Source organism: Bradyrhizobium australafricanum, assembly GCF_020329495.1.
Taxonomy (GTDB): domain Bacteria; phylum Pseudomonadota; class Alphaproteobacteria; order Rhizobiales; family Xanthobacteraceae; genus Bradyrhizobium; species Bradyrhizobium australafricanum.
The window spans coordinates 97416-119393 of record NZ_JAGKJL010000021.1 but is presented as its reverse complement, the minus strand read 5'-3'; the positions used below and the strand labels follow the sequence as shown (position 1 = coordinate 119393).

16 protein-coding genes and 1 pseudogene are annotated in these 21978 nt (G+C 60.1%); 7 read left to right on the top strand and 10 right to left on the bottom strand.

The genetic code is table 11. The features are described 5' to 3' along the window. Positions 1-47 precede the first annotated feature (47 nt). The gene (locus tag J6525_RS20325; protein ID WP_225646019.1) at positions 48-578 is read right to left on the bottom strand and encodes a hypothetical protein; all 531 of its coding nucleotides are present in this window, start codon (positions 576-578) and stop codon (positions 48-50) included. 615 nt (positions 579-1193) lie between these two features. Then, positions 1194-1427 carry a DUF6894 family protein gene (locus tag J6525_RS47515; protein ID WP_376708539.1) on the bottom strand — a complete coding sequence of 78 codons (234 nt, stop codon included), beginning with the start codon at positions 1425-1427 and terminating at the stop codon, positions 1194-1196. 362 nt (positions 1428-1789) lie between these two features. Here J6525_RS47515 and J6525_RS20320 point away from each other — a divergent pair, with 362 nt between their 5' ends. Continuing rightward, positions 1790-3013, top strand: coding sequence for a DUF1236 domain-containing protein (locus J6525_RS20320; protein WP_225646018.1), 1224 nt, complete (start codon positions 1790-1792; stop codon positions 3011-3013). A gap of 768 nt (positions 3014-3781) precedes the next feature. Here the strand turns inward: J6525_RS20320 and J6525_RS20315 are convergent. After that, a complete protein-coding gene (locus J6525_RS20315; RefSeq protein ID WP_225646017.1) occupies positions 3782-6649 on the bottom strand; it encodes a hybrid sensor histidine kinase/response regulator in 2868 nt (955 codons plus the stop codon). A 243-nt stretch (positions 6650-6892) separates the two neighbouring features. On the opposite strand from J6525_RS20315, the pseudogene J6525_RS20310 reads away from it, so the two are divergent. Continuing rightward, a pseudogene (locus J6525_RS20310) lies at positions 6893-6988 on the top strand (IS5/IS1182 family transposase); the annotation flags it as partial. 456 nt (positions 6989-7444) lie between these two features. Here J6525_RS20310 and clpB read toward each other — a convergent pair. Then, positions 7445-10084, bottom strand: coding sequence for an ATP-dependent chaperone ClpB (clpB, locus tag J6525_RS20305; protein WP_225646016.1), 2640 nt, complete (start codon positions 10082-10084; stop codon positions 7445-7447). A gap of 939 nt (positions 10085-11023) precedes the next feature. Between clpB and J6525_RS20300 the strand changes: the two genes are divergently transcribed. After that, positions 11024-11698, top strand: coding sequence for an HAD family hydrolase (locus J6525_RS20300; RefSeq protein WP_225646015.1), 675 nt, complete (start codon positions 11024-11026; stop codon positions 11696-11698). 500 nt (positions 11699-12198) lie between these two features. After that, a complete protein-coding gene (locus J6525_RS20295; protein ID WP_225646041.1) occupies positions 12199-13317 on the top strand; it encodes a site-2 protease family protein in 1119 nt (372 codons plus the stop codon). A gap of 235 nt (positions 13318-13552) precedes the next feature. Here J6525_RS20295 and J6525_RS20290 read toward each other — a convergent pair whose 3' ends face one another. Beyond that, complete coding sequence (locus J6525_RS20290) at positions 13553-14077, bottom strand: DedA family protein (RefSeq protein WP_225646014.1); 525 nt, start codon at positions 14075-14077, stop codon at positions 13553-13555. A 262-nt stretch (positions 14078-14339) separates the two neighbouring features. Next, complete coding sequence (locus J6525_RS20285) at positions 14340-15020, bottom strand: dienelactone hydrolase family protein (RefSeq protein WP_225646013.1); 681 nt, start codon at positions 15018-15020, stop codon at positions 14340-14342. 561 nt (positions 15021-15581) lie between these two features. On the opposite strand from J6525_RS20285, the gene J6525_RS47510 reads away from it, so the two are divergent. Next, positions 15582-15827, top strand: coding sequence for a DUF2188 domain-containing protein (locus tag J6525_RS47510; RefSeq protein WP_225646012.1), 246 nt, complete (start codon positions 15582-15584; stop codon positions 15825-15827). A gap of 229 nt (positions 15828-16056) precedes the next feature. Beyond that, a complete protein-coding gene (locus tag J6525_RS20275) occupies positions 16057-16971 on the top strand; it encodes an SDH family Clp fold serine proteinase (RefSeq protein WP_225646011.1) in 915 nt (304 codons plus the stop codon). Between the two features lie 2 nt (positions 16972-16973). Here J6525_RS20275 and J6525_RS20270 read toward each other — a convergent pair whose 3' ends face one another. From J6525_RS20270 to J6525_RS20255, 4 genes are all read right to left on the bottom strand, one after another. Then, positions 16974-17447 (bottom strand): phosphate-starvation-inducible PsiE family protein, encoded by a 474-nt coding sequence (locus tag J6525_RS20270; RefSeq protein ID WP_225646010.1) that lies wholly within the window; start codon positions 17445-17447, stop codon positions 16974-16976. A gap of 23 nt (positions 17448-17470) precedes the next feature. Then, positions 17471-19030, bottom strand: a complete 1560-nt coding sequence (locus J6525_RS20265; protein WP_225646009.1) for a DHA2 family efflux MFS transporter permease subunit — start codon at positions 19028-19030, stop codon at positions 17471-17473. Between the two features lies 1 nt (position 19031). Next, entirely contained in the window at positions 19032-20225 is a 1194-nt protein-coding gene (locus J6525_RS20260) for an HlyD family secretion protein (protein WP_225646008.1), read from the bottom strand. Between the two features lie 287 nt (positions 20226-20512). Further along, positions 20513-21547: an AI-2E family transporter gene (locus tag J6525_RS20255; protein WP_225646007.1), complete on the bottom strand. Its 1035-nt coding sequence runs from the start codon at positions 21545-21547 to the stop codon at positions 20513-20515. A 72-nt stretch (positions 21548-21619) separates the two neighbouring features. Here J6525_RS20255 and J6525_RS20250 point away from each other — a divergent pair, with 72 nt between their 5' ends. Continuing rightward, positions 21620-21862: a hypothetical protein gene (locus J6525_RS20250; RefSeq protein WP_225646006.1), complete on the top strand. Its 243-nt coding sequence runs from the start codon at positions 21620-21622 to the stop codon at positions 21860-21862. Positions 21863-21978 lie beyond the last annotated feature (116 nt).

Below are 21978 nucleotides of genomic sequence, written 5' to 3'. Positions count from 1 at the left end.
GCACGCTCGTTTCCCGGTTGACACCTAGTCATGTAATTGACACGTGGTCACGTATAGTAGTGCAGCTTAACTGCTCTGCCGGCGACGCTTTCGCTCGTCTCAAAAAATCTCATAAGCTCTGGAGCGCCACCCGCAGGGTGGGCCTCAGAAAGCGAACCACGCGAGCCGCGCATGTCGATTGTACTCTCTTGCCGCTGCCGCTCTACAACAGGCAATTGGATTACACGGGCGCACTGCCACTCCTCCAACATGTTCACGAGAACCATCGTTCCATCTGGAAAGGACAGGGCATCACGGTGAGGATCCGAGGCAAGTGGGTCAATTTTGCAAAACCGAGCCATGCTAAAGCCGGCGGAGCGGATCCAGCTGTATTCGCTTCTCGTGAAAAAACGGTTGCACCTGTATTTCACATCGTGATCGAACGTGAGTTCGGTCCCTGGAAGCAGGTACACAGCGACGGCGGGCTGCCCCATCGCAGCAAAACCGCGCGTGGCTGTGCCATGGAAGCCGGTTGCGATTAGCGTGTCACCAAGTTTGGCCGGACGGGATGCAACAGCATGCAGGCTATAATCGCACATGCGAATCTCCACTTCTCTATTGATCGCCTAGTGCAAGGTAGCCCGAAATGGCCGTGACACCCTGACTGTCATCAACATATATGCCGTCGAATTTGCTGCCAGAAACCTGGATCAATGCTCTGAACCTCCGCGTTGCCCCTAGAACCAGTGTTCGAAAGTCGACTGTCCCACGTTCAGTCCGAATTGATCGAGCCACGCTGGCGGAGGCTCGTCGTGAGCTCCTTAAATGCATCAAATGGGTCCAATGGCATTGTTCGACAGGAGGAAGCCGCGCCTCTTTGCTTCGTGCCGGAAATCATCGCTGTGCTAAGATCTTAGCCTCGCTAGCACGAACGTCTCGCTAAGTCGTAATAGCTTGCGGGATCTTGCCGATCTCAGCCGTCGTCACACGTCTTGTAACAGGCTGTTGATGTAGCAGGCAGGCTAAACAGGTGGGTGATACATCGTTCGTCGAGGCGTCGAAGAGGGCGAGTCACTCGGAGCACCATCGCGACGTACTATCAATGCAAATGAACGCGACACGTCGACCGCGCTACCCAAAATGTGGCGGGATCAGCGCGTAGAAAACGCGGCGGATCGGTGATATTGCATCGAGGCTAATGGACAGACGACAATCTACTTTTTCTCCACGACGATTTTCCCCCTGATAATATAGAGGGTTCTTGTGCCGTTGGAAATTTCTGTCGCCGCGTGAACATCAGGTCGTTGCTGGCCAAGAGCTCGACTAAGCGCACCTGGCATGCGACGCACAGCGTAACTGCATGCTGCGCCGGCGTCGTCAAGCACTACACCCTTCTGATCTATTACCGCCTGCCCGTTCAGGTGTCGATGGAAGTAAAACCGGGTCATGCCAAGGAATGAGGAGCGCCAGCTTTCGTTCCTATCAACAAAATTATTCTGGCTGTCATAAACGCAAATCAGCCGCTAAGTTCCGCCAGAGTTTCCGAAAGCCGCGCCCCATCCCGCTTCAACAATTCGGCGCCTAGCTAACCGGCCGCCTACAATTCCAAACCTTTGTTTGCAGCTACCTTCTTCCAGGCGTCAAGAAAAGGCTGCACCGTCCGCCAGCGGGCTACCAGCCACTTGCCTGGAATTTGGTCCTCCCGCTGCGCGGATCGCCTCGGCCCCGTTGACCGTCGTCATGGTGGAACCAAACGCGGCAAGCTAGTTTGCCGAATCCGAGACGGGGGGAACCAACAGGAGATTCTCCCATGAGGATTAATTGGCTTTACATGACGGCGATGGCGTTGGTGATTGGCGCTGGTCCCGCCATTGCGCAATCGCCGGAAGGTTCGCAGAAGCGCGAGGAGAGCCCCCGCGCCCAGTCACCGGCGTCTGAGTCTAGGGAAATGGACCGTCCAGCCGCCCAGTCGAAGGAGATGGATCGCGGCGGCGCGGCCGATCGCATCAAGGAGCGCGCGCAGTCCGAGCCGAAGGGTGGCACCAAGGATATGCAGCGCGGTGAGGTCCGGTCGCCGGCCGAGCGCAGTAAGGAGGCGCAGAAGCCGCAGGGCCGCGAGTCCAAGGAACCGACCCGGCAGAGCCAGGATCAGCCCAGCCGTGGCGAGCGCGCTCCCTCGAGCACGGCGCAGCAGAAGGAACTGCAGCAGGGCCGCGATGCCAAGCCGGCTGCCGATCAGAAGCAACAGGCTGAGGAAAAGCTGCGGGGCCGCGAGGGTCAGGCCAAGCAGGACCGCGCGCAGGACGCCACCAGGCCGGCCGATACGAAGCAGCAGCAGACCCAGCAGCAGATCGATCGCGATCGCAAGGAGCAACGCGATCAGGCCGCCCAGCCCTTCACGTCCTCGCAGCAGAACGCGCGGCCGGCAGACAACACACAGACCCATAAGACTGGCCAAAAGCCGGACCAATCGAACGGCCAGACTTCCTCGGCCGCGCTCAACGACGATCAGCGCCGGCAAGTCGTCGATCAGTTGCGGCGCGACAGGACTGCCACCAGCCAAAAGCTCAATGTTCAGGTCAATGTCGGCACGCGGTTGCCGCGGGGCGTGCAGGCGCGCCGGTTGCCGCCCGATATCGTGCGGATTATGCCGCAATACCGGGACTACGAATACACGGTGATCGACAACCGCGTTGCCATTATCGATCCGCGGCGGCGCGAGGTTGTCGATATTCTCGACGACGGACCGGGTTACGGCAGGGCAGCCGCTTACAGCCGCGATCATATCGTCATCGGCGATGACACGCGCAGACGGTTCAGAGAATTGGTGCGGAGCTCTTCGACGACGGTCGGCTCGACCTCGCCTTCGGCCGGCGGCGGAACCTCCGCGTCGAACTGTCTGTCGCTGCAGCCGGTGCCGGAAGAACTGGCGCGCAACCATCCGGAGCTCGCAAACTACCGCTATCTCGCCATCGGCGACGAGGTGGTGCTGGTTGACCCGCAGCAGCAGAAGATCGTCCAGGTGATCGACTGAGGCTGGCTGTTCTCCCTCTTCCCGTTCTTGCGGGGAGAGGGTCGGGGTGAGGAGCTGCACGTTTCCGCGGCAACCCGGTTTGCAGACCCCCCGGTGTTTAACCTCGCCGACCGGCTTCCTGATGTGGACATAGACGAAAACGGCGATGGCTGAATCCTCTTGAGCTTGTGCCGGCCCCGGTGCGGATCCTTTCGCGTCGGATTGAATTCGCGGACTTGGTTGCGGTTCAATGCCGCATGACGCCGATCCGCGCCAGCATCACCGGGCCGCCGCTCTCGGCCACCAGGATCAGCGCTTCCATGGCGGCTTGCCCGTCCGGCAGGGTAAGTTTCGCCTCGGGCAGCTTGCCGACGTACGCGGTGGCATCTCTGAGGGTGATGAACGCCCACCAAAGAAAGAGGCCTGAAGCGAACCTAGATCAGCCAAGCGCTGATTGCAATTACCCGGCCCAGCTCAGTGCCGACAGGGCAACCCAAAAGCGCGGAATTGCCTACAAGGATGGTGAGTGCCGCTCGCGTGGCTGTCCGTGTTCGAGAATCAATAGGGAGAGCATCTTTCCTCAAAGGAAGACGCGCATTTTTGTCGTTGCTCGACAAGAATCTCGATCGGCCTCGCATCTCAATTAGACTCACGTGAAAAGCTTTCATCCGGCACCACCTAAATGGGCGGAGCTGACGGCTCGCGAAAGTCCGCTATGCCCCCGTAGCGATCAAATTCCGCATCGCAGCGAATGATACAACGGGCCATCAACGACATCGGAAGCTCGCCCTATTCTAGTGCGGCGCTGATCGCGTTAACTAGTTCGTCTTCCGTGAACGGCTTCAAAATAATTCGCAAGTCGTTCAATTCATTCAGGACGGTGCGATCGCCATAGCCGGTGATAAGGATGACTGGCAAAGTTGGTCGCATCGCACGGATCGCCTTCGCAAGCTCGCCGCCGCTCATTTCCGGCATGGCGAGATCCGCGAGAACGAGATCTATTTCCTGATTGCTTGCGAGCATGCGAAGCGCTTCGCCGCCGCTCTCCGCCGACACCGTTGCATATCCGAGAACATCGAGCATCCTAACCATGGACCTCAGGACAGCCTTTTCGTCATCTGCGACCAGAACACGAAATCTCTTGGTGGTTTGCAGAGGCTTGCTCGCATCAACGGTGTCCGCATGGTGATCAGCATTGTCGACCCCCGCGCGAGGCAAGAAAACCTTCACCGCAGTGCCCTGACCGAGGCGAGTCTCAATACGCACGCCACCACCGGACTGTTTGGCAAAACCGAAGACTTGCGCCAATCCGAGGCCCGAGCCCTTTCCTGGTTCTTTCGTCGTGTAGAAAGGCTCGAACACATGCAGCAGGACATCATCTGGGATACCAGTGCCGGTATCCTTGACGGCGAGAACCACGTAGTCTCCCGGCAACGGCTCTTCCGGCCGAAAGGACTCGCTTTCGATGACGGTGTTGAACGTCTCGATAGTGAGCGTGTCGCCCGGCTGCATCGCGTCCCTGGCGTTGATGGCGAGATTGAGAACGATCATCTCGATTTGGTTTGGATCGACCAGAGCGGGCCAGAGATCCGGAGCAAATATTGTTTTGAGTTGCACCGTCCCGCCCAAGGTGGCGCCGAGCAGATCGCCGATTCCGGCGATCTTTCTGTTTAGATCAACCTCGAGGGGTGCAAGTTGCTGTTTCCGCGAAAAGGCGAGGAGTTGCGCAATGAGCTTCCTGCCCCGGTCAGCAGCGATCCGGATGAGTTCGACGCCTTCCCGATCGTCAGGGCGTTCCATTGTACGAGCGAGCAGACGCGCATTGGTGAGCACGACTGTGAGTAGGTTGTTGAAATCGTGCGCCACTCCTGACGTGATCTGTCCGATCGCATCGAGCCGCTGCAACTGCTGGACCTCGGTTTCGGCAAACTTACGTTTCTCCATTTGAGAGCGGAGCTGCCGGTTGGCCTCCTCCAATTCGCGCCTCCGGTCTTCAATGCGGCGCTCGAGCCTTTCTTCAATACGTTTGCGCTCGGTGACCTCCAAGGCGATACCGAAAAACGCAACTGGCGCCCCGTTCTCGAAATTGGTCCGCCCGCGCGTCGCGATCCAGCGTTCCACGCCGTCCGTATTTCCGATGACCCGGTACTCGATATCGTAGACCCCATCGCCCCGCGGGTCGACGCACCGCTGGACCGCAGCCTCGACACGTGCAAGATCGTCTGGATGAACGCCGGCCCTCCACACCTCGTAATCGACAGGCGTGCCTGCAGCCAGGCCCCACATTGCCCGCAACGTGTCATCCCATTGCAACTCATTGGTTTGCGGATTCCAAGCATAGCGGCCGAGCCGCGCGAGATCGACGGCCGCCTTCAGCCGTGCTTCGCTGTCGCGCAGACGCGCTTCGGCATGCTTCTCCTCCGTGATCTCGCGTATGGCACCGATGAATCCGACCGGCTGTCGGCCTTCAAAGAAATTTTGGGCATGGGTAGAGACCCAACGTTCTATGCCATCCTCGATTCCCTGCACACGGTACTCGGCCACGAAAACGCCATCGCTATCGGGGTCGAGTGAGGCCTCCCACGCCGCTGCGACCCGAGCCTGGTCGTCACGGTGTATGGCCGCGACAGTCATCGGCGCGTCGACGGTGGTGTCAGCGGGTAATCCCCACATTGCCTTAAGGCGTGCATCCCAGTCGAGAGCGCCGGTCCTAGGGTCGCCAGAATAAGGCGATAAGCCGATCAGTTCGACTGCCGCCTTTAGCCGCGCTTCGCTGGCCAGCAGCAACGTTTCTGCTTGTTTACGCCGATCGATGTCTCGGAACGCAACAGAAACGCCCGTCGAGGCCGGATAGATGTCGACCTCGAACCAATGCCCAATCAAGGGCGAGGCGCTCTCGAAATGCTGGGCCGTGCCTGTCTCGAGTGCGCGCCGCTGCGCCTCATAGTCCAGCGCGCCGACAGCGTTCGGGAACGCTGAGAGAAACGGGACGCCCATCAAATCGTCGGGCTTCTTGTCCCAAATTTCGAGTGCCTTGCGGCTTGCGTAAAGAAAACGTTGATCCTGATCAAGCGCATAAAAGGCCTCGCCGATCCCTTCGAGTACCTCGCGCAGGCTGGCTTCGCTCTTGCGCAAGGCCCGTTCGGCCTGGTCCCGCGCCGCCTTTTCCTTTATGGCGTTGGTGGTTTCGAAAGCAGTGGCGAGATTGGCGACGACCGCGCCCGTCTCGTCGCGGATGGGCGTAAAATACGACGTGAAAAACGCTTCCTCAGGACCGTCGTTGCGCAGGAGCGTCCAGGGATGGTCTTCCAGCGTAACGGTCTCGCCCGCGAAAACACGGCGGTGGATCGCCGCTTCAGCCGCCTCCCATACCTCGCCCCAGACTTCGCGCCCCGGTCGACCGAAGGCACGAGGATGCATCGTCCCCATGAACGCCCGATGGACCTCATTGTAGATTAGGATGCGCTCGGGACCCCAGATCAGATTCATCGCGAGTTGCGATGCCATCATGAGGTCAATGGTGGTCTTGAGGCTCTGGGGCCAACTGGCAATCGGCCCAAGCGGAGTCTTCTCCCAATCGAACGCGCGAACGCGCGCGCCCATCTCGCCGCCGCTGGATGGCCAAGCTGATCGTCCTAGGTGAAGGTCCTTGCCCACCTGGGCTTCTCGCGGGCGCTGGCGAAAAGGACATCATTGTCCTGAAGTACGATCGCGCGCGCCCATCTCGCCGCCGCTGGACGGCCAAGCTGATCGTCCTCGGTGAAGGTCCTTGCCCACTGGGCCTTCTCGCGGGCGCAGGCGAAACGGACGTTATTGTCCTGAAGTACGATAGATTGGCCCGGGCCATCAAGCATCAAAAAGTACCTTCATGCAGGTAGGTTGGCTTGGTGCCCCGCAATTATGGGTCGCTCGCGAGGAGGTCTCACGGGCAAGATACACGCGGTGGTGGACACCGACGGGCTACCGGTCCGTCTCGTGCTCACGCCCGGTGAGGCACATAATAATCGGCTGTGTGTTCGGTCCTCCTCGTACCTTGCTCCCCCCAGAACGCGTTCTTAGCCGCGCAGCAATGGCCCGGCTCAAAAACGGACTTCTGTGATGACCGGGGTGAAGTCGACTTGGCGGCTCGCGGAAATCGCTTATCGTCGCACAGCCGGCCACCTCTCACGGCCGAACCAATTGTTTCATGCGCTCTTAGTTCCTAAAAGTGCATAGTTCACCGACCGTTCAGCTGGCTTGTGAACATAACAGGCGGCCATGCCGAGCGGTCCCTGGAGGGAGGGATGTTGTTGCGGCGGGCTAGGAACCCGGGCACCCTCCCCGGGTTCCGCCTCCGCGGGCCATTCCCCATCTACACTCGCTTCTATCCTGGTGGGATACTTCAGCTTAATCGCCCGCACACATGGCTGGCCGGCTATGAGGCGCCGTCGATCAGCACGACGTCATTCCCTTTTAATGCAGCTTGCGCCTGGCCTGCGGCGCCTCGAACTGGGCTACCTCGGCGGTCTGCGCCGCCTTGCCATTGAAGGTCAGCACATTGCCTTCGCTCGAGATCACAACGCGGTCCCCGTCGGCGACCTCGCCGGCCAGGATCATCTCGGCGAGCGGATCCTGCACGCTGCGCTGGATCACCCGCTTCAGGGGACGCGCGCCATAGGCGGGGTCCCAGCCCTTGTCGGCGAGCCAGTCGCGTGCGGAAGCATCGAGCGTCAGCGCGATCTTTCGATCCTCGAGCAGCTCTTGCAGCCGCGCGAACTGGATCTCGACGATCCGGCCCATCTCGCTCTTCTGCAGGCGGTGGAACAGGATGATCTCGTCGACGCGGTTGAGGAACTCAGGGCGGAAATGTGCCCGCACCATCCCCATCACCTGATCGCGAACGGCCGAGGTGTCCTCGCCTTCCGGCTGGTTCACCAAAAATTCCGAACCGAGGTTCGACGTCATGATGATCAGGGTATTGCGGAAGTCGACGGTGCGGCCCTGCCCGTCGGTCAAGCGGCCGTCGTCGAGCACCTGCAGCAGCACGTTGAAGACGTCCGGGTGCGCCTTCTCGATCTCGTCGAACAGCACGACCTGGTAGGGCCGCCGCCGCACCGCTTCCGTGAGCGCGCCGCCCTCGTCATAACCCACATAGCCCGGAGGCGCGCCGATCAGACGGGAGACCGAGTGCTTCTCCATGTATTCGGACATGTCGAGGCGCACCATCGCGGTCTCGTCGTTGAAGAGATACTCCGCCAAGGCTTTCGTCAGCTCGGTCTTGCCGACGCCGGTGGGTCCTAAGAACATGAACGAGCCGGTCGGCCGGTTCGGATCCTGCAGGCCCGCGCGCGAACGCCGAACGGCGGTCGCCACCGCGTGCACCGCTTCGGCCTGGCCAACGACGCGCCTGGAAAGCGCCTCCTCCATCTTGAGGAGCTTGTCCTTTTCGCCTTCCAGCATCTTGTCGACGGGCACGCCGGTCCAGCGCGACACGACCTGCGCGATGTGGTTGGCGGTGACCGCCTCCTCCATCATTTCGCCGGGCGCCTCGTTGTCCTCGATGGAGGCGAGTTTCTTCTCAAGCTCGGGAATCTTGCCATAGGCAAGTTCGCCCGCGCGCTGGAATTCGCCGCGGCGCTGCGCGTTGGCAAGTTCAATGCGCAAGGCATCGAGCTCGCTCTTCAGCTTCGCCGCATCGGAAAGCTTGTTCTTCTCCTTGCTCCAGCGCGCCGTCAGCGCCGCGGATTTCTCTTCGAGATCGGCAAGTTCCTTCTCCAGCGTCTGCAGCCGGGTCTTGGAACCCGGATCGCTTTCCTTCTTTAGCGCCTCCTGCTCGATCTTCAGCCGGATGATGTCGCGATCGAGCGAATCGAGCTCTTCCGGCTTCGAATCGACCTGCATCTTCAGCCGCGCCGCCGCCTCGTCCATCAGGTCGATGGCCTTGTCCGGCAGGAAGCGGTCGGTGATGTAGCGGTTCGACAGCGTGGTCGCGGCCACCAGCGCGGAATCGGTGATGCGCACCCCATGATGCTGCTCATATTTGTCCTTGAGGCCGCGCAGGATCGAGATGGTGTCCTCGACTGTGGGCTCGTTGACATAGATCGGCTGGAAGCGCCGGGCGAGCGCGGCATCCTTTTCGACATGCTTCTGGTATTCGTCGAGCGTTGTGGCGCCGATGCAGTGCAGCTCGCCGCGCGCGAGCGCAGGCTTCAACAGATTGGACGCGTCCATCGCGCCGTCGGCCTTGCCGGCGCCGATCAGCGTGTGCATCTCGTCGATAAACAGGATGATGCTGCCCTCCGCGGAGATGACCTCCTGCAGCACGGCTTTCAGCCGCTCCTCGAACTCGCCGCGATACTTTGCGCCGGCAATCAACGCACCCATGTCGAGGGAGAGCAGCTTTTTGTCCTGCAGGCTTTCCGGCACGTCGCCATTGACGATGCGCAGCGCGAGGCCCTCGACGATAGCGGTCTTGCCGACGCCGGGCTCGCCGATCAGCACGGGATTGTTCTTGGTGCGGCGGGAGAGCACTTGAATCGTGCGACGGATCTCCTCGTCGCGGCCGATGACGGGATCGAGCTTGCCGTCGCGTGCGGCCTGGGTCAGGTCGCGGGCATATTTCTTCAGCGCGTCGTAGGCGTTTTCGGCCGTCGCGGAATCCGCGGTGCGGCCCTTGCGCAGGGTCTCGATCGCCGCGTTAAGATTCTGCGTTGTGACGCCGCCCTTGCTCAAAATATTGCCGGCTTCGCTGTTCTTGTCCATCGCGAGGCCCAGTAGCAGCCGCTCGACGGTGACAAAGCTGTCGCCGGCCTTGTCGGCCGCCTTCTCGGAAGCATCGAAGGCGCGCGCCAGTTCCGGCGCGAGATAGACCTGTCCAGCCCCGCCGCCGGACACTTTTGGCAATTTATTCAGCGCGTCCTCGGTCGCCTTCAGGATGGCGCGGGAGTTGCCGCCCGCACGGTCAATCAGGCCGCTCGCAAGGCCCTCATTGTCATCCAGCAGCACTTTCAACACATGCAGTGTCGAGAACTGCTGGTGGCCCTCGCGCATGGCGAGCGATTGCGCCGACTGGATGAAGCCGCGCGAACGCTCGGTATATTTCTCGATATTCATCGGTTTGCTTCCTTCAGCGCGACGCTCAAGCCCGAAGGCACTCCCTAATATCATTATTGAGTTTCCGCCTGGCCGCGTTGATATCGGTCAACCGGCCGGTGGTCGTCGACCTCATTTGGCATAGCCGCCCCCCCCCCCCCGCAGCGGTGCCGCTCTCCGCCGGCTACCAGCCAGACTAGTACCTCTAGCTCGGCGCGCCGGTTGAATGAGGGAATTGCATCCGATTGTGTGGCAAGACGTTTACGCTCCACGTCCTGTTTTTCGATCGTCCAGGCCGAACCCACAGCGCGTTGACCTCCATAAAGCTTCCCGAAAGCTTTGGCTGTCACTCAGTCGTAGTAGCACAGCCTGCATACCGTGCTTGCGCGCGCACGATCCGCATCGCGATTGCTGCACCGAGCGGCCGACAAAGATATTGGCCGCTGAAAACCCTCAAGCAAGCTGACGTCAATCAAGGTGCTCGCGATGCGGGAGCCCCTAGATTTCGGTGAATGATGGATTGCGCTGTTGCAACCAGGGAGACCCGGTCGAACGCTGGTAGTCATTACCGAGCGGCGCAATGGTCGCACCTAGAACAGTCCGGACATGGACCCGTCCAAAGCCCCCCAAGCGCTGGTCTCCCGTCTCGCGGTCGCGCTCGGCATCGGGCTATTGGTCGCCTCGAACGGGGCTGGCGTCGACGTTAAGCGAGCCCTGGGTGTCCATGGCGCGCCTCACACCTGACATCTTGAGCACGTCAGATGCGGCGGTGGCCATTCTTGGCGTCGTACCGTCAGCAAAATCGCTACCTGGTCGGAGCAGTTGCGCTGTGGTGGCCTTTGTCTTCGCCGCCTGAACGGCGGTTGATCGCCAAGGCCGAGGATTGCCGCTCGCTGGCACCGTCAAATCGAAGATGCTCGGTCATTGCAGATGACAATGCTATCGAAGAAGGAGAAATCGATGCGGATCGAGCCCGTCTTTATATTTGACCTTGATGGAACCCTGGTGGACAGCGTGTACCAACACGTCCTTGCCTGGAAGCACGCGCTTGACGCTGAAGGCATTGAGCTATCGGTGTGGCGCATCCATCGCAAGATCGGCATGAGCGGCGGCTTGTTCACCGACCAGCTTCTGCGCGAGACCGGGTTCGAGATTAGCGATGAGCGCGCGGAACGGCTGCGCGAGGGCCACGCCGCCGCGTACCGTCAGCAGGCCAGATACATCCGGCCTCTGCCGGGAGCGCGAGAATTGCTGTCGTGGTTGTCGGAGGCCGGTATTCCGTGGACGATTGCGACCAGCGGCCGCATGGAAACCGCAGCCGTCAATCTGGCCGCGCTCAGCGTCGATCCAGACAGGATCCCGGTAGTGACGCGCGATCAGGTCAAATATGCCAAACCCGATCCGGACCTGTTTCTCGCGGCCGCCGCCCGACTGGAAGCACCTATCGAAACAGCAGTGGTTGTGGGTGATAGCGTCTGGGACATGCTGGCGGCAATACGATGCCGGGCCCTGGGTGTTGGTCTTTTGAGCGGTGGCTATGGGCAAGACGAGTTGAGGCAATCCGGTGCAATCCGCGTTTACGATGATCCGGCCGATCTGTTGAGGCATGTCGACGAGGTTGGCGGCCGTCGATGACGCCTGCACGCGCGGCACGGCCACGCTCAAGATACCTCACGCACCTTCCTGGCACAGCCGCGGAACCCCATTTTGCAGGCGCAATCAGCCGCGTTGAGAGGAAACTCTCGTTCGCACGGCAGCCTTTTTCTAACGACTTCTGGCTCGCTTGGTCCTTGTCGTCAGTGCATGAGCCGCGTGTGATCGTCTCAGATGTCTAACGACGTCACCTCTTCCGGCCTGCTCACGACAGCCGCCTTTGATGAGAGGGCCGCTCTTGTCACGAAGTGGCGATCGAGGCACGCACGAGACAACTGCGAGTTTCCCCTGATCACGGGCATACGGAGAATTTCGAAATTCTTAGCGTGTTCGGCCTGCAGCGATATGACCCTGAGCCGGGGGTCGGCCTCCAAATTATGCAAGCGGATTGACACCGTTGGGGTTGCGGTTTGTCAGCGCAGCAGCAGGACAGCCGCTTCATCCTGCCCCTGCCCCGAAGCTCGACCGTTGTGAGGCAAGCCATGTCTTGGTACCTGAAGCTCGGCTCCATCGCCGGAACAGCCGTCCGAATCCACATCACTTTCCTCCTCTTCCTCGCGTGGATTTTCGGCGCGAGTTACGTCTCGGGCGGGACCAATGCGGCCTGGAGCAGCCTTCTGTTCATGATGCTCCTGTTCATCTGCGTGCTGGCGCATGAGTTCGGCCACATCCTGATGGCGCGCGCCTTCGGCGTTCTGACACCCGATGTCATTTTGCTTCCAATCGGCGGCGTCGCGCGGCTGGAACGCATTCCGCAAACGCCGCTTGAGGAATTTCTCATCGCGATCGCGGGCCCACTGGTCAATGTCGTGATCGCGTTCGGTCTCGTCCTCCTCACGAGCGCGACACTGGACGGCGGCTCGCTCGCGGCGGTCGAAAGCGCCCAGGTCTCAATGGTCGACCGGCTCGCATCGGTGAATCTGTTCCTCGCGCTCTTCAACCTGGTCCCCGCCTTCCCGATGGATGGCGGACGCATCCTGCGCGCGCTCCTCTCAGCGCGGCTCGGCTTCGTTCGCGCCACCGAGATCGCTGCAATGATCGGTCAATGGGTCGCGTTCGCGCTCGGCTTTATCGGTCTGTTCGGAAGCCCGATGCTGATCTTCATCGCGATCTTCGTTTATCTGGCGGCCTCCTCGGAGGCCCATATGGTCGCCCTCCGCTCCTTGTCGCAAGGCGTGCCGGTCGACGCCGCGACGATGACGCAGTTCGCAATGCTCACGCCGGAATCGCGTCTCAACGAGGCGATCGAGCTCCTGCTGCACACGAGCCAGAGCGAATTCCCGATCGTCGATCATGCACAGCGGCCAGTCGGTATCCTGTCCCGCGCCGACCTGATCCGCGCTCTGAAAGAGCTCGGTCCCGAGGCTCGGCTAAAGGACGCGACATTGTCGCCTTTCCCGACCTGCAATCGTCGCTGCACGCTGGAAGACGCACTCAAACTCCTGCAGGAAAAAGGTGCGCCCGCCGTCGGCGTCCTTGATGGTGCGGACCGACTGGTTGGACTTGTGAGTTCCGAAAGGCTAGGCGAAATGCTGATGATCGCGAGCGCCATGCCGCCTGGATACCGACTGAGCAGCGGCCACCGACCCGCGGCAGCCTGAACGGACCGGTTATCGCCGACGTTGTCGGTTTCGATAACCCTTTGCGGCCGTCGATTTTGATCTTGCGAGGCTGCGGGCTCGCGATCTCGAATATATTCCTGATTGTCTCGTTCGAGCCGTGGGCGTTCGCAGCGCCACGTGGAATCGCAATACCCAGTTGCCTCCTGCGCCAAGCAGTATTTCTCGCATTGAATTTCTCCATTGCATCGCTCTTGGGCGCCGAAATTGGTGTCGCCTACTCCCAGAGCCAAGTCAGGGCTTCCGATCCGAATTTGCCAATTTGCAGCACCACGGCCGCCCACAGGAATGCCGAAGCGAAATTGGCGACCTGAAAGGGCCAATAGGGCATGGCGAAGATGCCAGCGACAAGTGGAACGACCGCGCGCAACGGGCCGAAGAAACGACCGATGAAGACGCCGGACACGCCCCATTTCCTCACGAAGGACTCCCCCTTCGAAATGAGATGCGGATGCCGGGAGAACGGCCACCTGTGGTAGATGGCCTTCCCCAGTTTCAAGCCGATCCAGTAGGATACCCAATCGCCGAGCCCAGCGCCCGTCGAGGCGGCGACCCAGATCGGCCAGAACCTGATCTCGCTCACGCTGACCAGCCCACCAATCGCGATCAACGCAGCCCAAGCCGGAACCAACACCGAGATGAATGCTAGCGACTCACCGAAAGCGAGCGCAAAAACAATCGGCGGCGCCCAGGCCTCGTTCTGACGCACGAAGTCGATGATTTGCTGTGCGTAAGATTCCATCGGCATTCGCATCAACCAAGCATCTACAGAAATGTGAGAAGACAGCAGTTACCTATACTGACCAATCGCTCCGCGTGCGGCCCGCCCTCGCTTTGTCCGACTTGGCTGAACTCGCTGACGAGTAGTCGGTAAACGGTCTTGACATCCCTGACGTCGGCAGCCTGCAAGAACTCCGCCTCTAGATGTCTTACGTCCAGGCTTCGCGCAGCGGCTTCGAGACGGTAGTTCAACCGATCCCTTGCCGCCTCTTCGCGGATCGAGTTCACCCAACGAGGTGTCTGTAATACCACCGACGCGCCAGCGCTGCCACTTCGTCCAGCGCAACGGGCTCCTCGAAGAAGCGTGTTGCGCCTGGCACGAGGGCGAATTGCTTTTCGCATTTCAGCTGCTTGAACGCTTCCCGGTTCGGCTTAACCGCCTCAAGGTCGTTTCCGCCTACTATGAGCAGCGTCGGTGCGCAGACGCGCACCAAGGCAGCACCGGCGAGATCGGGACGGCCTCCTCGCGACGTGATCGCACCAACTTGATCGGAACGTACCGCCGCCGCTTCCAATGCTGCCGCTATGCCGGTGTCAGTTCCGAAATAGCCGATCCGTAGGCCCTTCGTATCCGGGTATTGCGTGATCCAATCGGCTACACCAATCAGCCGTTCGGCGAGCAGCGCAATGTTGAGCCGCAACCTTTTCGTGCGGAGGTCTATTTCTTGCTCCTCGACCGTCAGCAAATCAACAAGGAGAGTCGCAAGATTGGACTCGTTGAGCAGACGCTCCACATAGCGATCCAGGTAGCGACTGCGAGGATTGTGAAAGCCACTGCTGCCTTGCGCGAAGAGAATAAGGCCGCTGGATTCTAGCGGCACCGTCAGCCTGCCGTAGAGCGATTCCGAGCCCGCTGGGATGGCTACCAACTGGTCTTCAATCGCTAGAGCAGCAGGATTGCGCATCGTTACTTTCCTTCCTGGAATGCGCTGCGGCGACCGCTATCTCTCCCGCCTATCCGCTGCGAACGAAAACGCCGCTTGCCTTGCCAATAGGCACTGATCGCGAGCAACACACCTTGGCTCGCAGCTTGGTTCGCAGCAAGCTTTTGAAGGAACTTTGCCCAACAAGGTCTCGCCCGACCATGACGTCCGTCAATGGAAGGATGATCGTGCCGCTTCTCGGCAGAGTATGATCACGAAGCACTGAGCCGGCACCCATTGCAGGAACAGCCAGAACGGCTTCGTGTGCAAGCAGGAGAAGGCGAACTGATTGCGAAGCTCGCAAATCAGCCCTCTTGCAACGAGAATTCCATAAGCATCGCGCGGAAGATTCCGAAATGGCCTTCCCCGCGGCGATCGGAAACTCGACGGACGGATCAGCCTCCTCCTTGATATTTGTCATCCGTTTCGCATTCTCTCACACACCACCACCACCACCCGGCCCGGACCGGGCACGAAATTGATCTTTATCACGGCGCCCTGTTCGACATTGCAGTATCTTTGCACGTGGTGCGGAGTTCCCCTATGGTTGCGGCCATTCACGTTTTTCCCGACGACAATTTCGACGACTGGGTCGTTCGCGACGACAAGGGGTGCGAGCTCGGTCACTATCCGACCAGGGAAAACGCCGAATTTGCCGCGCAAGCAGTTGCGCGGGAATTGGGGACCAGGCTCGTCGTTCATCTCCCTGATGGAAGAACGAGTTGCACTAATTTTGCGAGGGGATGGCTCGCCAGATTGTTCGGTTCGGTCGGCCTAAGAAAATGGTAGCGCCTCTGTTGGAAGAGGCATCAATTACAATGCGACACGAAGGTCAATTTGCGCCGCCTTGAGCCACGAAATATTGACAACGATCATGGTGCACGACACGACGGCGCTCAATGTTCCCCGCGCGAGTTCGGATGAAGACGACATCTCTGTGCTCTGCACGCGGAGCAGCGTTTTGCCTTTGGCCTAGTCGTTACGACTAACCAGCGTTCCGCTCGCTGAGGAGGACACGATGTCGACAGGCGATATTGTCTGGATGTTCTTCATATTCTCAGCGCTCCAACCGATGCTGCGGCAGCAGTTTCTCGAAGTCTTGCGGGTACGCAAGATTTCGCAGATCGAGCGCGAGCGACAGTCCCGGGTGATCCTGCTGGTGCACCGGCAGGAAACGATGCGGTTTCTCGGCTTTCCGCTTGCGCGCTACATCGACATCAACGATTCCGAGGACGTGATGCGCGCTATCCAGATGACGGACGCCGATGTGCTGATTGATCTCGTGCTTCATACTCCGGGCGGACTCGTCCTAGCCGCATTGCAGATCGCCAAAGCGGTACGGGAGCACAAAGCGAAGGTCACCGTCTTTGTGCCGCACCACGCCATGTCGGGCGGTACGCTGATCGCACTCGCCGCTGACGAAATCGTCATGAGCAAGCATTCCATGCTGGGCCCGATCGATCCGCAACTCGGGGACTCACCGGCCGCCTCGCTGATCAAGGTCTTGGCAGACAAGCCGATTGCAAAGGTCGACGACCGCACGCTGATCATGGCCGACGTCGGCCGCAAGGCGATCACGCAGGTCAAACAGGCCGCATGCGAGCTGCTGACCCGTCGTGATCCGTGGATGAATCGTGCTGCCGCGGGAAACTCGGGCTCACGCACTCAAGACGAACGAGCTTGCCCAAGGCTACCGTTCTGTAGCCCAAAGCTAAACCTTGACATCAATAAGAGCGAGACGGTCGGAGGATCAAGGATTTCATTCGGCAAAGACGGTAACATCGATGCCATCGTCGCCGTCAACGATTTCGCCCGTCTCGTAGGCCAGCCTACGCTATTCCCCATTACCTTAAGTTCAACCTTTCCCTCCGTCGGAGGTAGTGCGCCCCAAAACTGCCGGCTTTCGTCAGCAGTTGATAGCGCTTCGTACTAACGTCAGGCCATCTCGTCCTCCGCCAGATCGCGACGACCTATCAGCCAATAGATAACGCCGAGCGCGACGATCGCCGCCGCCAGCGACAAGATGTGCAGCGCGTCCGTCTCTGTGAGATCGAGGATGATGACCTTCCGGCAGATAGCCAATAACGTGATCATCACGACCGAGCGTATCTGGACAACGGTATCACGGCGCTCAGCAACCACCAGAAGCGTTTTCTTGAACTCGAGTGCAATGATCACCGTCAGGATCATGCCGAATGCAGCCTGAAACGCCGAGTAGTCGGATGGATCGAATCCTCCAGCGAGAACCAGGCCAAACAAGATCTTCAAGGTCAGGGTCCACATGGCGGCGACGACGATGACGGCAATCAACGCCGTGAGGAACATGACGACGACGTACTCGAAGCGTTGATACAGCGACAGCAGCCCCAATCGTTCTCTCGCATCCCTCAACTCGTGCTTGATCGACATCAGGGCCTCCGACACGCCGCGTCTCACGCTTCTGGCATCTCACGCTTCCAAAATCCTTCCTGGCGGACTCTCTTTCCAGGCGCTCGGGGTGGACGTTGTATCAGTATTACCAGCGGGATCGCCAGCAAGGACACGAACATCATCAGCTTGAAATTGTCGATGAACGCGACAGCTTCTGCCTGTGCTGAAACGAGCTGGGCAAGTGCGGCCCGCCCCTGAACGGTTGCGAGACCGAAATGCTGGGCATGGTCGCGTATCACCTGCCGGTAGGGGGTGATGTGCTCGACCAGCTCGGCCTGGGCGGTGGCTGAATTGCGCACCAGCAGATAGCTCATCAGGGAAATGCCGATGCTCGCCCCGATATTTCGCATCAAATTGAAGAGCCCGGTTCCCTGCGTGCGCAACGTCGAGGGAAGGGTTCCGAACGCCACCGTGCCGAGCGGTACGAAGACGAATCCAAGGCCGAAACCCTGCAGTAAACCGGTGCGGACCAGGGTGCCCTGCGATACGTCGGGAGTAAAGCCGGTCATGAAATAGAGGGACAGCGCCGTCAGTCCGAAACCAGTCGCGATCAAGATGCGTCCGTCGATATGGCGGATGAGTTGCCCGACCAACAACATCGCGACCATGGTCCCGACACCACGTGGCGCTAGCACGAGGCCCGCCGTCAGCACTGGATAGTTCATGAGCTTTTCGAGATAGGGCGTCAGCATCGATAGCGTCGCTAGCAGCACGACACCGACGATGAAAATCAGGATGACCCCGACGACAAAATTCCGGTCGCGGAACAACGCAAGATCAATGAAAGGATCGGCCATCGACAGGGAGTGGACCGTAAAGAGATAGAAGCCGAGCACGAAAAGGGCGGCTTCCAACTGAATCTCGGGAGAAGAAAGCCAGTCGAGGCGCTCGCCCCGGTCCAGGAAAAGCTGCAATGCACCAATGCCCAGGCTGAGCGACGCAAATCCGAGCCAATCGAGCCGCCGCGCAAGGGGCCGATCGGTGCGCCGTCCGAGAAACAGCAAAATGCCAAGCGCGCACAGCAGGCCAACCGGCAAGTTGACATAAAACACCCAGCGCCAGCTATAGGAGTCGGTCAACCAGCCGCCGAGTGTCGGCCCGAGAATCGGGCCCAACATGACGCCGAGGCCGAATATCGCCGTCGCCTGTCCTTGCCGCTCCGGCGGATAAACGTCGAGCAGCACGGATTGCGAGAGCGGCACCAGCGGCGCGCCAAAGATACCCTGAAGCAGTCGAAAGACGACCATCTGTCCTAGCGATACGGCCGCCCCACAGAGCATCGAGGTCACAATGAAGCCGATCACCGCTGTCAGGAATAATGGCTTGCGGCCGAGCCTTGCTTCGAGCCAGCCAGTCGCCGGCGTAACGATCGCCGCTGCGACGATATAGGAAGTCAGGACCCAGTTGATTTGGTCGCTCGTTGCCGACAGGCTGCCCTGCATATATGGCAACGCGACATTGGCTATCGTGGTATCAAGCGCCTGCATCAGGGTCGCAAGCATCACGGTTACTGTGATCATTCCGCGGTTCATGATGCTGCTATCTGCGGCGCTGCTCGCCATGTCAGGCCCCGAAAATCGCGGTGAAGTCATGCCACAGCTCGCGGAGCGATCGCTGGTGGCCGGTGTCGATCGAGATCTTGACACTCATCCCTGCGCGCAGTGGCGGGTGGTTCGCGGGTTGATCGAAAGAAAGACGAACCGGAATGCGCTGCACGACTTTCACCCAGTTGCCTGTGGCATTTTGCGGCGGCAGTAGTGCGAAGACCGATCCACTCGCGGGTGCCAGCGACGTTACCTGCGCTGCAATCGGCGTGTCCGGGTAGGCGTCAACGATGACCCGCGCCGGATTTCCTTTCCTCACATAAGTGAGATCCGTCTCCTTGATATTGGCTTCGACATAGAGATCGCGCGTCGCTACCAGCGGAAATGCGGCTTGTCCGGCATTCAAAAAAACGCCTATCGCGATGCTCTCGACGTTGTGCGGAATGCCGTCGAAAGGTGCGACGATAGAGGTCAGTCGCAGGTTGCGCGCGGCCAGATCGACGGCCGCCTGCGCCTGTTTGACCGTGGATTGCTGGTCGACCGGCAAATCCAGGTTGCCGCCAATCTGGGCGAGCGCCGCCGCTGCCTCCCGCTCCAAGCTGGCCAGATTGGCCTTGGCCGCCTGAAAGTCGCGGATTGCGGCATCGAGCGTCGCCCGAGGCGAGGTGCCAGTGTTGTAGAGCTGCTGCTGGCGTTCATAATTGGCCTGCGTGTAGTCGACCGAGGCCCTTGCCTCATCGATCTGCTTCTGGCGTGCGCGGTAAGTCTCGATCAGCGTGTGCGCCTGGTCGCGTGCAATGCCGAGCTGCGCTTCGGCGTTGGCTAGCGCAAGCCGATATGTCTCCGTATCGATGTTGAAGAGCGGGTCGCCTTTCTTCACCGGCGCGTTCGACTTTGCCGCGATGCCGATGACCTGGCCCGAGATCTGCGCGCTGATCGACGCGCTCACCGCCTGAACATAAGCGTCTTCCTCGGACACGTAGCGGCCGGTCATCAGATAAAGCGCGAGCGCGCCGGCAACCAGCGCGACCGGACCAAGGGCCAACAGCGGTCGGCGCCAGCGGCTTCGCGATGGCGCCGGCGCGCCTTCTACACCAGGCTTCTCCGTCGAACCCTGAAGATCCCGATCCAGGTAAGGAGAACGCCTCGGGAGTGCGCGGGCCGTGGTGGGTTCGCCAACTTTCGTAAATGCTTCGAAGCCGCTATCTGGCATGGCGCGATACTCGCCGTCCCGGTTAGTCGTAATGTTGCGTCAATCGATCGTCGGCACCTTGATGGGTGTCAGCCTCTCGCAAAATACAAAATCCAGGCAAAAAATTGAGCCTCGACAATGCATGAGGCTGCTCGATTTGCGATTTGACTTTGGCGCCCCCGCGTCGCTTGCCCTGCGTGGGCGCTCCTCCCAAGACTTGGACCGCCGGCGAAAGCCGCGCGGTCCGCTTTTTCCGCCCGATGAACGACGAGAGAGCAACGGGACCTCGTGACGGTCACCCCCAACCGTCACTCCCGAATGCCGATCCATTCACGCCATACGGTCAGGAGCGCCGCCATGATTACCGGGCCAAGAAAGAGGCCTACCAATCCAAACGACTGCATCCCGCCGAGAATTCCGACCAGCACCAGCAGGAAGGGCAGCTCAGCGCTGCCTCCGATAAGAGCCGGCTGAATGAAATTGTCGCCGATCAGAAGCACCGCCGCACCAAAGACAAACAGTCCGATAGGCGCCAACAAGCTTCCGTCTTGAACAACCAAGGTCAGAGAAGCCGCCGCAAGCGCAACCCAGGCGCCGAGCGGCACCATCGCCAACACAATTGTCATCACCGAAAATAGCAGCGGGCGCGGCACGCCCATTATGACGTAGGCGATACCGACGACAGCGCCCTTCACAATCGCCGCTGCGATCGTTCCGTTCACAGTGGCGCGAGTTGCGTCGGCGATCTTGCCGATCAGGCGAGTGCCGGGTTTGCCGAGCAGCCGCCGAGCGGTGACGACCGAACGGTTCGCAAGCCATGTTCCGTCACGCAGCATCAAGGAAAGCGCGATCAACGTAATGGCGAAGAGAAAGAGACGATGTAGCAGTGCGCCGCCGAGCGTTCCGGTCCAGCTCGTCAGACTTTCGATGTTTACACCGCGAAGCCATTCCGTGAGAGCCTCGGGTCTGCTGAGGTTGGCACGCCACCAGAGATCGAGGTATTTGCCGGCGATCGGCAGCTGCGCGAACCAAGCAGGGACAACAACGCCGCCCTCGCGCAGGCGATTGAGCACGTGCACAAGAGCGTCGCTCCCCTGGGCGACCTGACGCACGGTCAAGACAATGGGTACGAGAAGAACAAGGCCGATTATGCAAGTAAACAGCAACGATGCTAGCAGTGATGAAGGACGGGCAGAAATCAGCTGCGCAAACCTAACATAGATCGGCCAGGTGGTGATGGCAATCACGCCTGCCCAAATCAGTGCAACCAGGAAATCGCGCGCGACCCAAAGCGCGAGCAACACCACTGCGACTGCGATAACGGCCTGGGTGATCGCCCGCATGTGCGATTCGAATGGTGGTGGAGGTTCTTCCAGCGTGCGAGGTCCACTTCCGTCGTCGCTTCGCACGAAGTCATGGCGCTGCATTGGGGATCCATCGTGCTGGCACCGATCCGTCTGGTCGCAGGCTACATGGCTAGCCACTTCCGCACGTTGATGGACATCAACTTGCCGATGCCGATGCGCCGTTCGAGTGAGTGCCGCTTTCGCGGGCGCGGTTTTCAATTTACCCAGATCGAATTCACAGGCATCAGCTGGTTTCGCCGCGGAGCTGAGGCTATCTGTTCCAGTGTGATCTCGGGACGGCCTTGCTGTTGACCCTTGCTCAAATCTTTCTAACCCGAACTCATGAGGACGTCGCCAGGCACAGCTTGCACGAATTAGTGCTACGCAGCACGACCATCCGTATCCTGCGCATCTCGCCATTGCCTCCT

Excerpts from the sequence above, each read along its gene's own strand:
- clpB (WP_225646016.1), bottom strand. The coding sequence starts at position 10,084 with ATGAATATCGAGAAATATACCGAGCGTTCGCGCGGCTTCATCCAGTCG.
- J6525_RS20265 (WP_225646009.1), bottom strand. The coding sequence starts at position 19,030 with ATGGCGAGCAGCGCCGCAGATAGCAGCATCATGAACCGCGGAATGATC.
- J6525_RS20275 (WP_225646011.1), top strand. The coding sequence starts at position 16,057 with ATGTCGACAGGCGATATTGTCTGGATGTTCTTCATATTCTCAGCGCTC.
- J6525_RS20290 (WP_225646014.1), bottom strand. The coding sequence starts at position 14,077 with ATGGAATCTTACGCACAGCAAATCATCGACTTCGTGCGTCAGAACGAG.
- J6525_RS20320 (WP_225646018.1), top strand. The coding sequence starts at position 1,790 with ATGAGGATTAATTGGCTTTACATGACGGCGATGGCGTTGGTGATTGGC.
- J6525_RS47510 (WP_225646012.1), top strand. The coding sequence starts at position 15,582 with ATGGTTGCGGCCATTCACGTTTTTCCCGACGACAATTTCGACGACTGG.
- J6525_RS20260 (WP_225646008.1), bottom strand. The coding sequence starts at position 20,225 with ATGCCAGATAGCGGCTTCGAAGCATTTACGAAAGTTGGCGAACCCACC.
- J6525_RS20285 (WP_225646013.1), bottom strand. The coding sequence starts at position 15,020 with ATGCGCAATCCTGCTGCTCTAGCGATTGAAGACCAGTTGGTAGCCATC.
- J6525_RS20300 (WP_225646015.1), top strand. The coding sequence starts at position 11,024 with ATGCGGATCGAGCCCGTCTTTATATTTGACCTTGATGGAACCCTGGTG.
- J6525_RS20250 (WP_225646006.1), top strand. The coding sequence starts at position 21,620 with ATGGCGCTGCATTGGGGATCCATCGTGCTGGCACCGATCCGTCTGGTC.
- J6525_RS20325 (WP_225646019.1), bottom strand. The coding sequence starts at position 578 with ATGTGCGATTATAGCCTGCATGCTGTTGCATCCCGTCCGGCCAAACTT.
- J6525_RS20255 (WP_225646007.1), bottom strand. The coding sequence starts at position 21,547 with ATGCGGGCGATCACCCAGGCCGTTATCGCAGTCGCAGTGGTGTTGCTC.
- J6525_RS20295 (WP_225646041.1), top strand. The coding sequence starts at position 12,199 with ATGTCTTGGTACCTGAAGCTCGGCTCCATCGCCGGAACAGCCGTCCGA.
- J6525_RS47515 (WP_376708539.1), bottom strand. The coding sequence starts at position 1,427 with ATGACCCGGTTTTACTTCCATCGACACCTGAACGGGCAGGCGGTAATA.
- J6525_RS20270 (WP_225646010.1), bottom strand. The coding sequence starts at position 17,447 with ATGTCGATCAAGCACGAGTTGAGGGATGCGAGAGAACGATTGGGGCTG.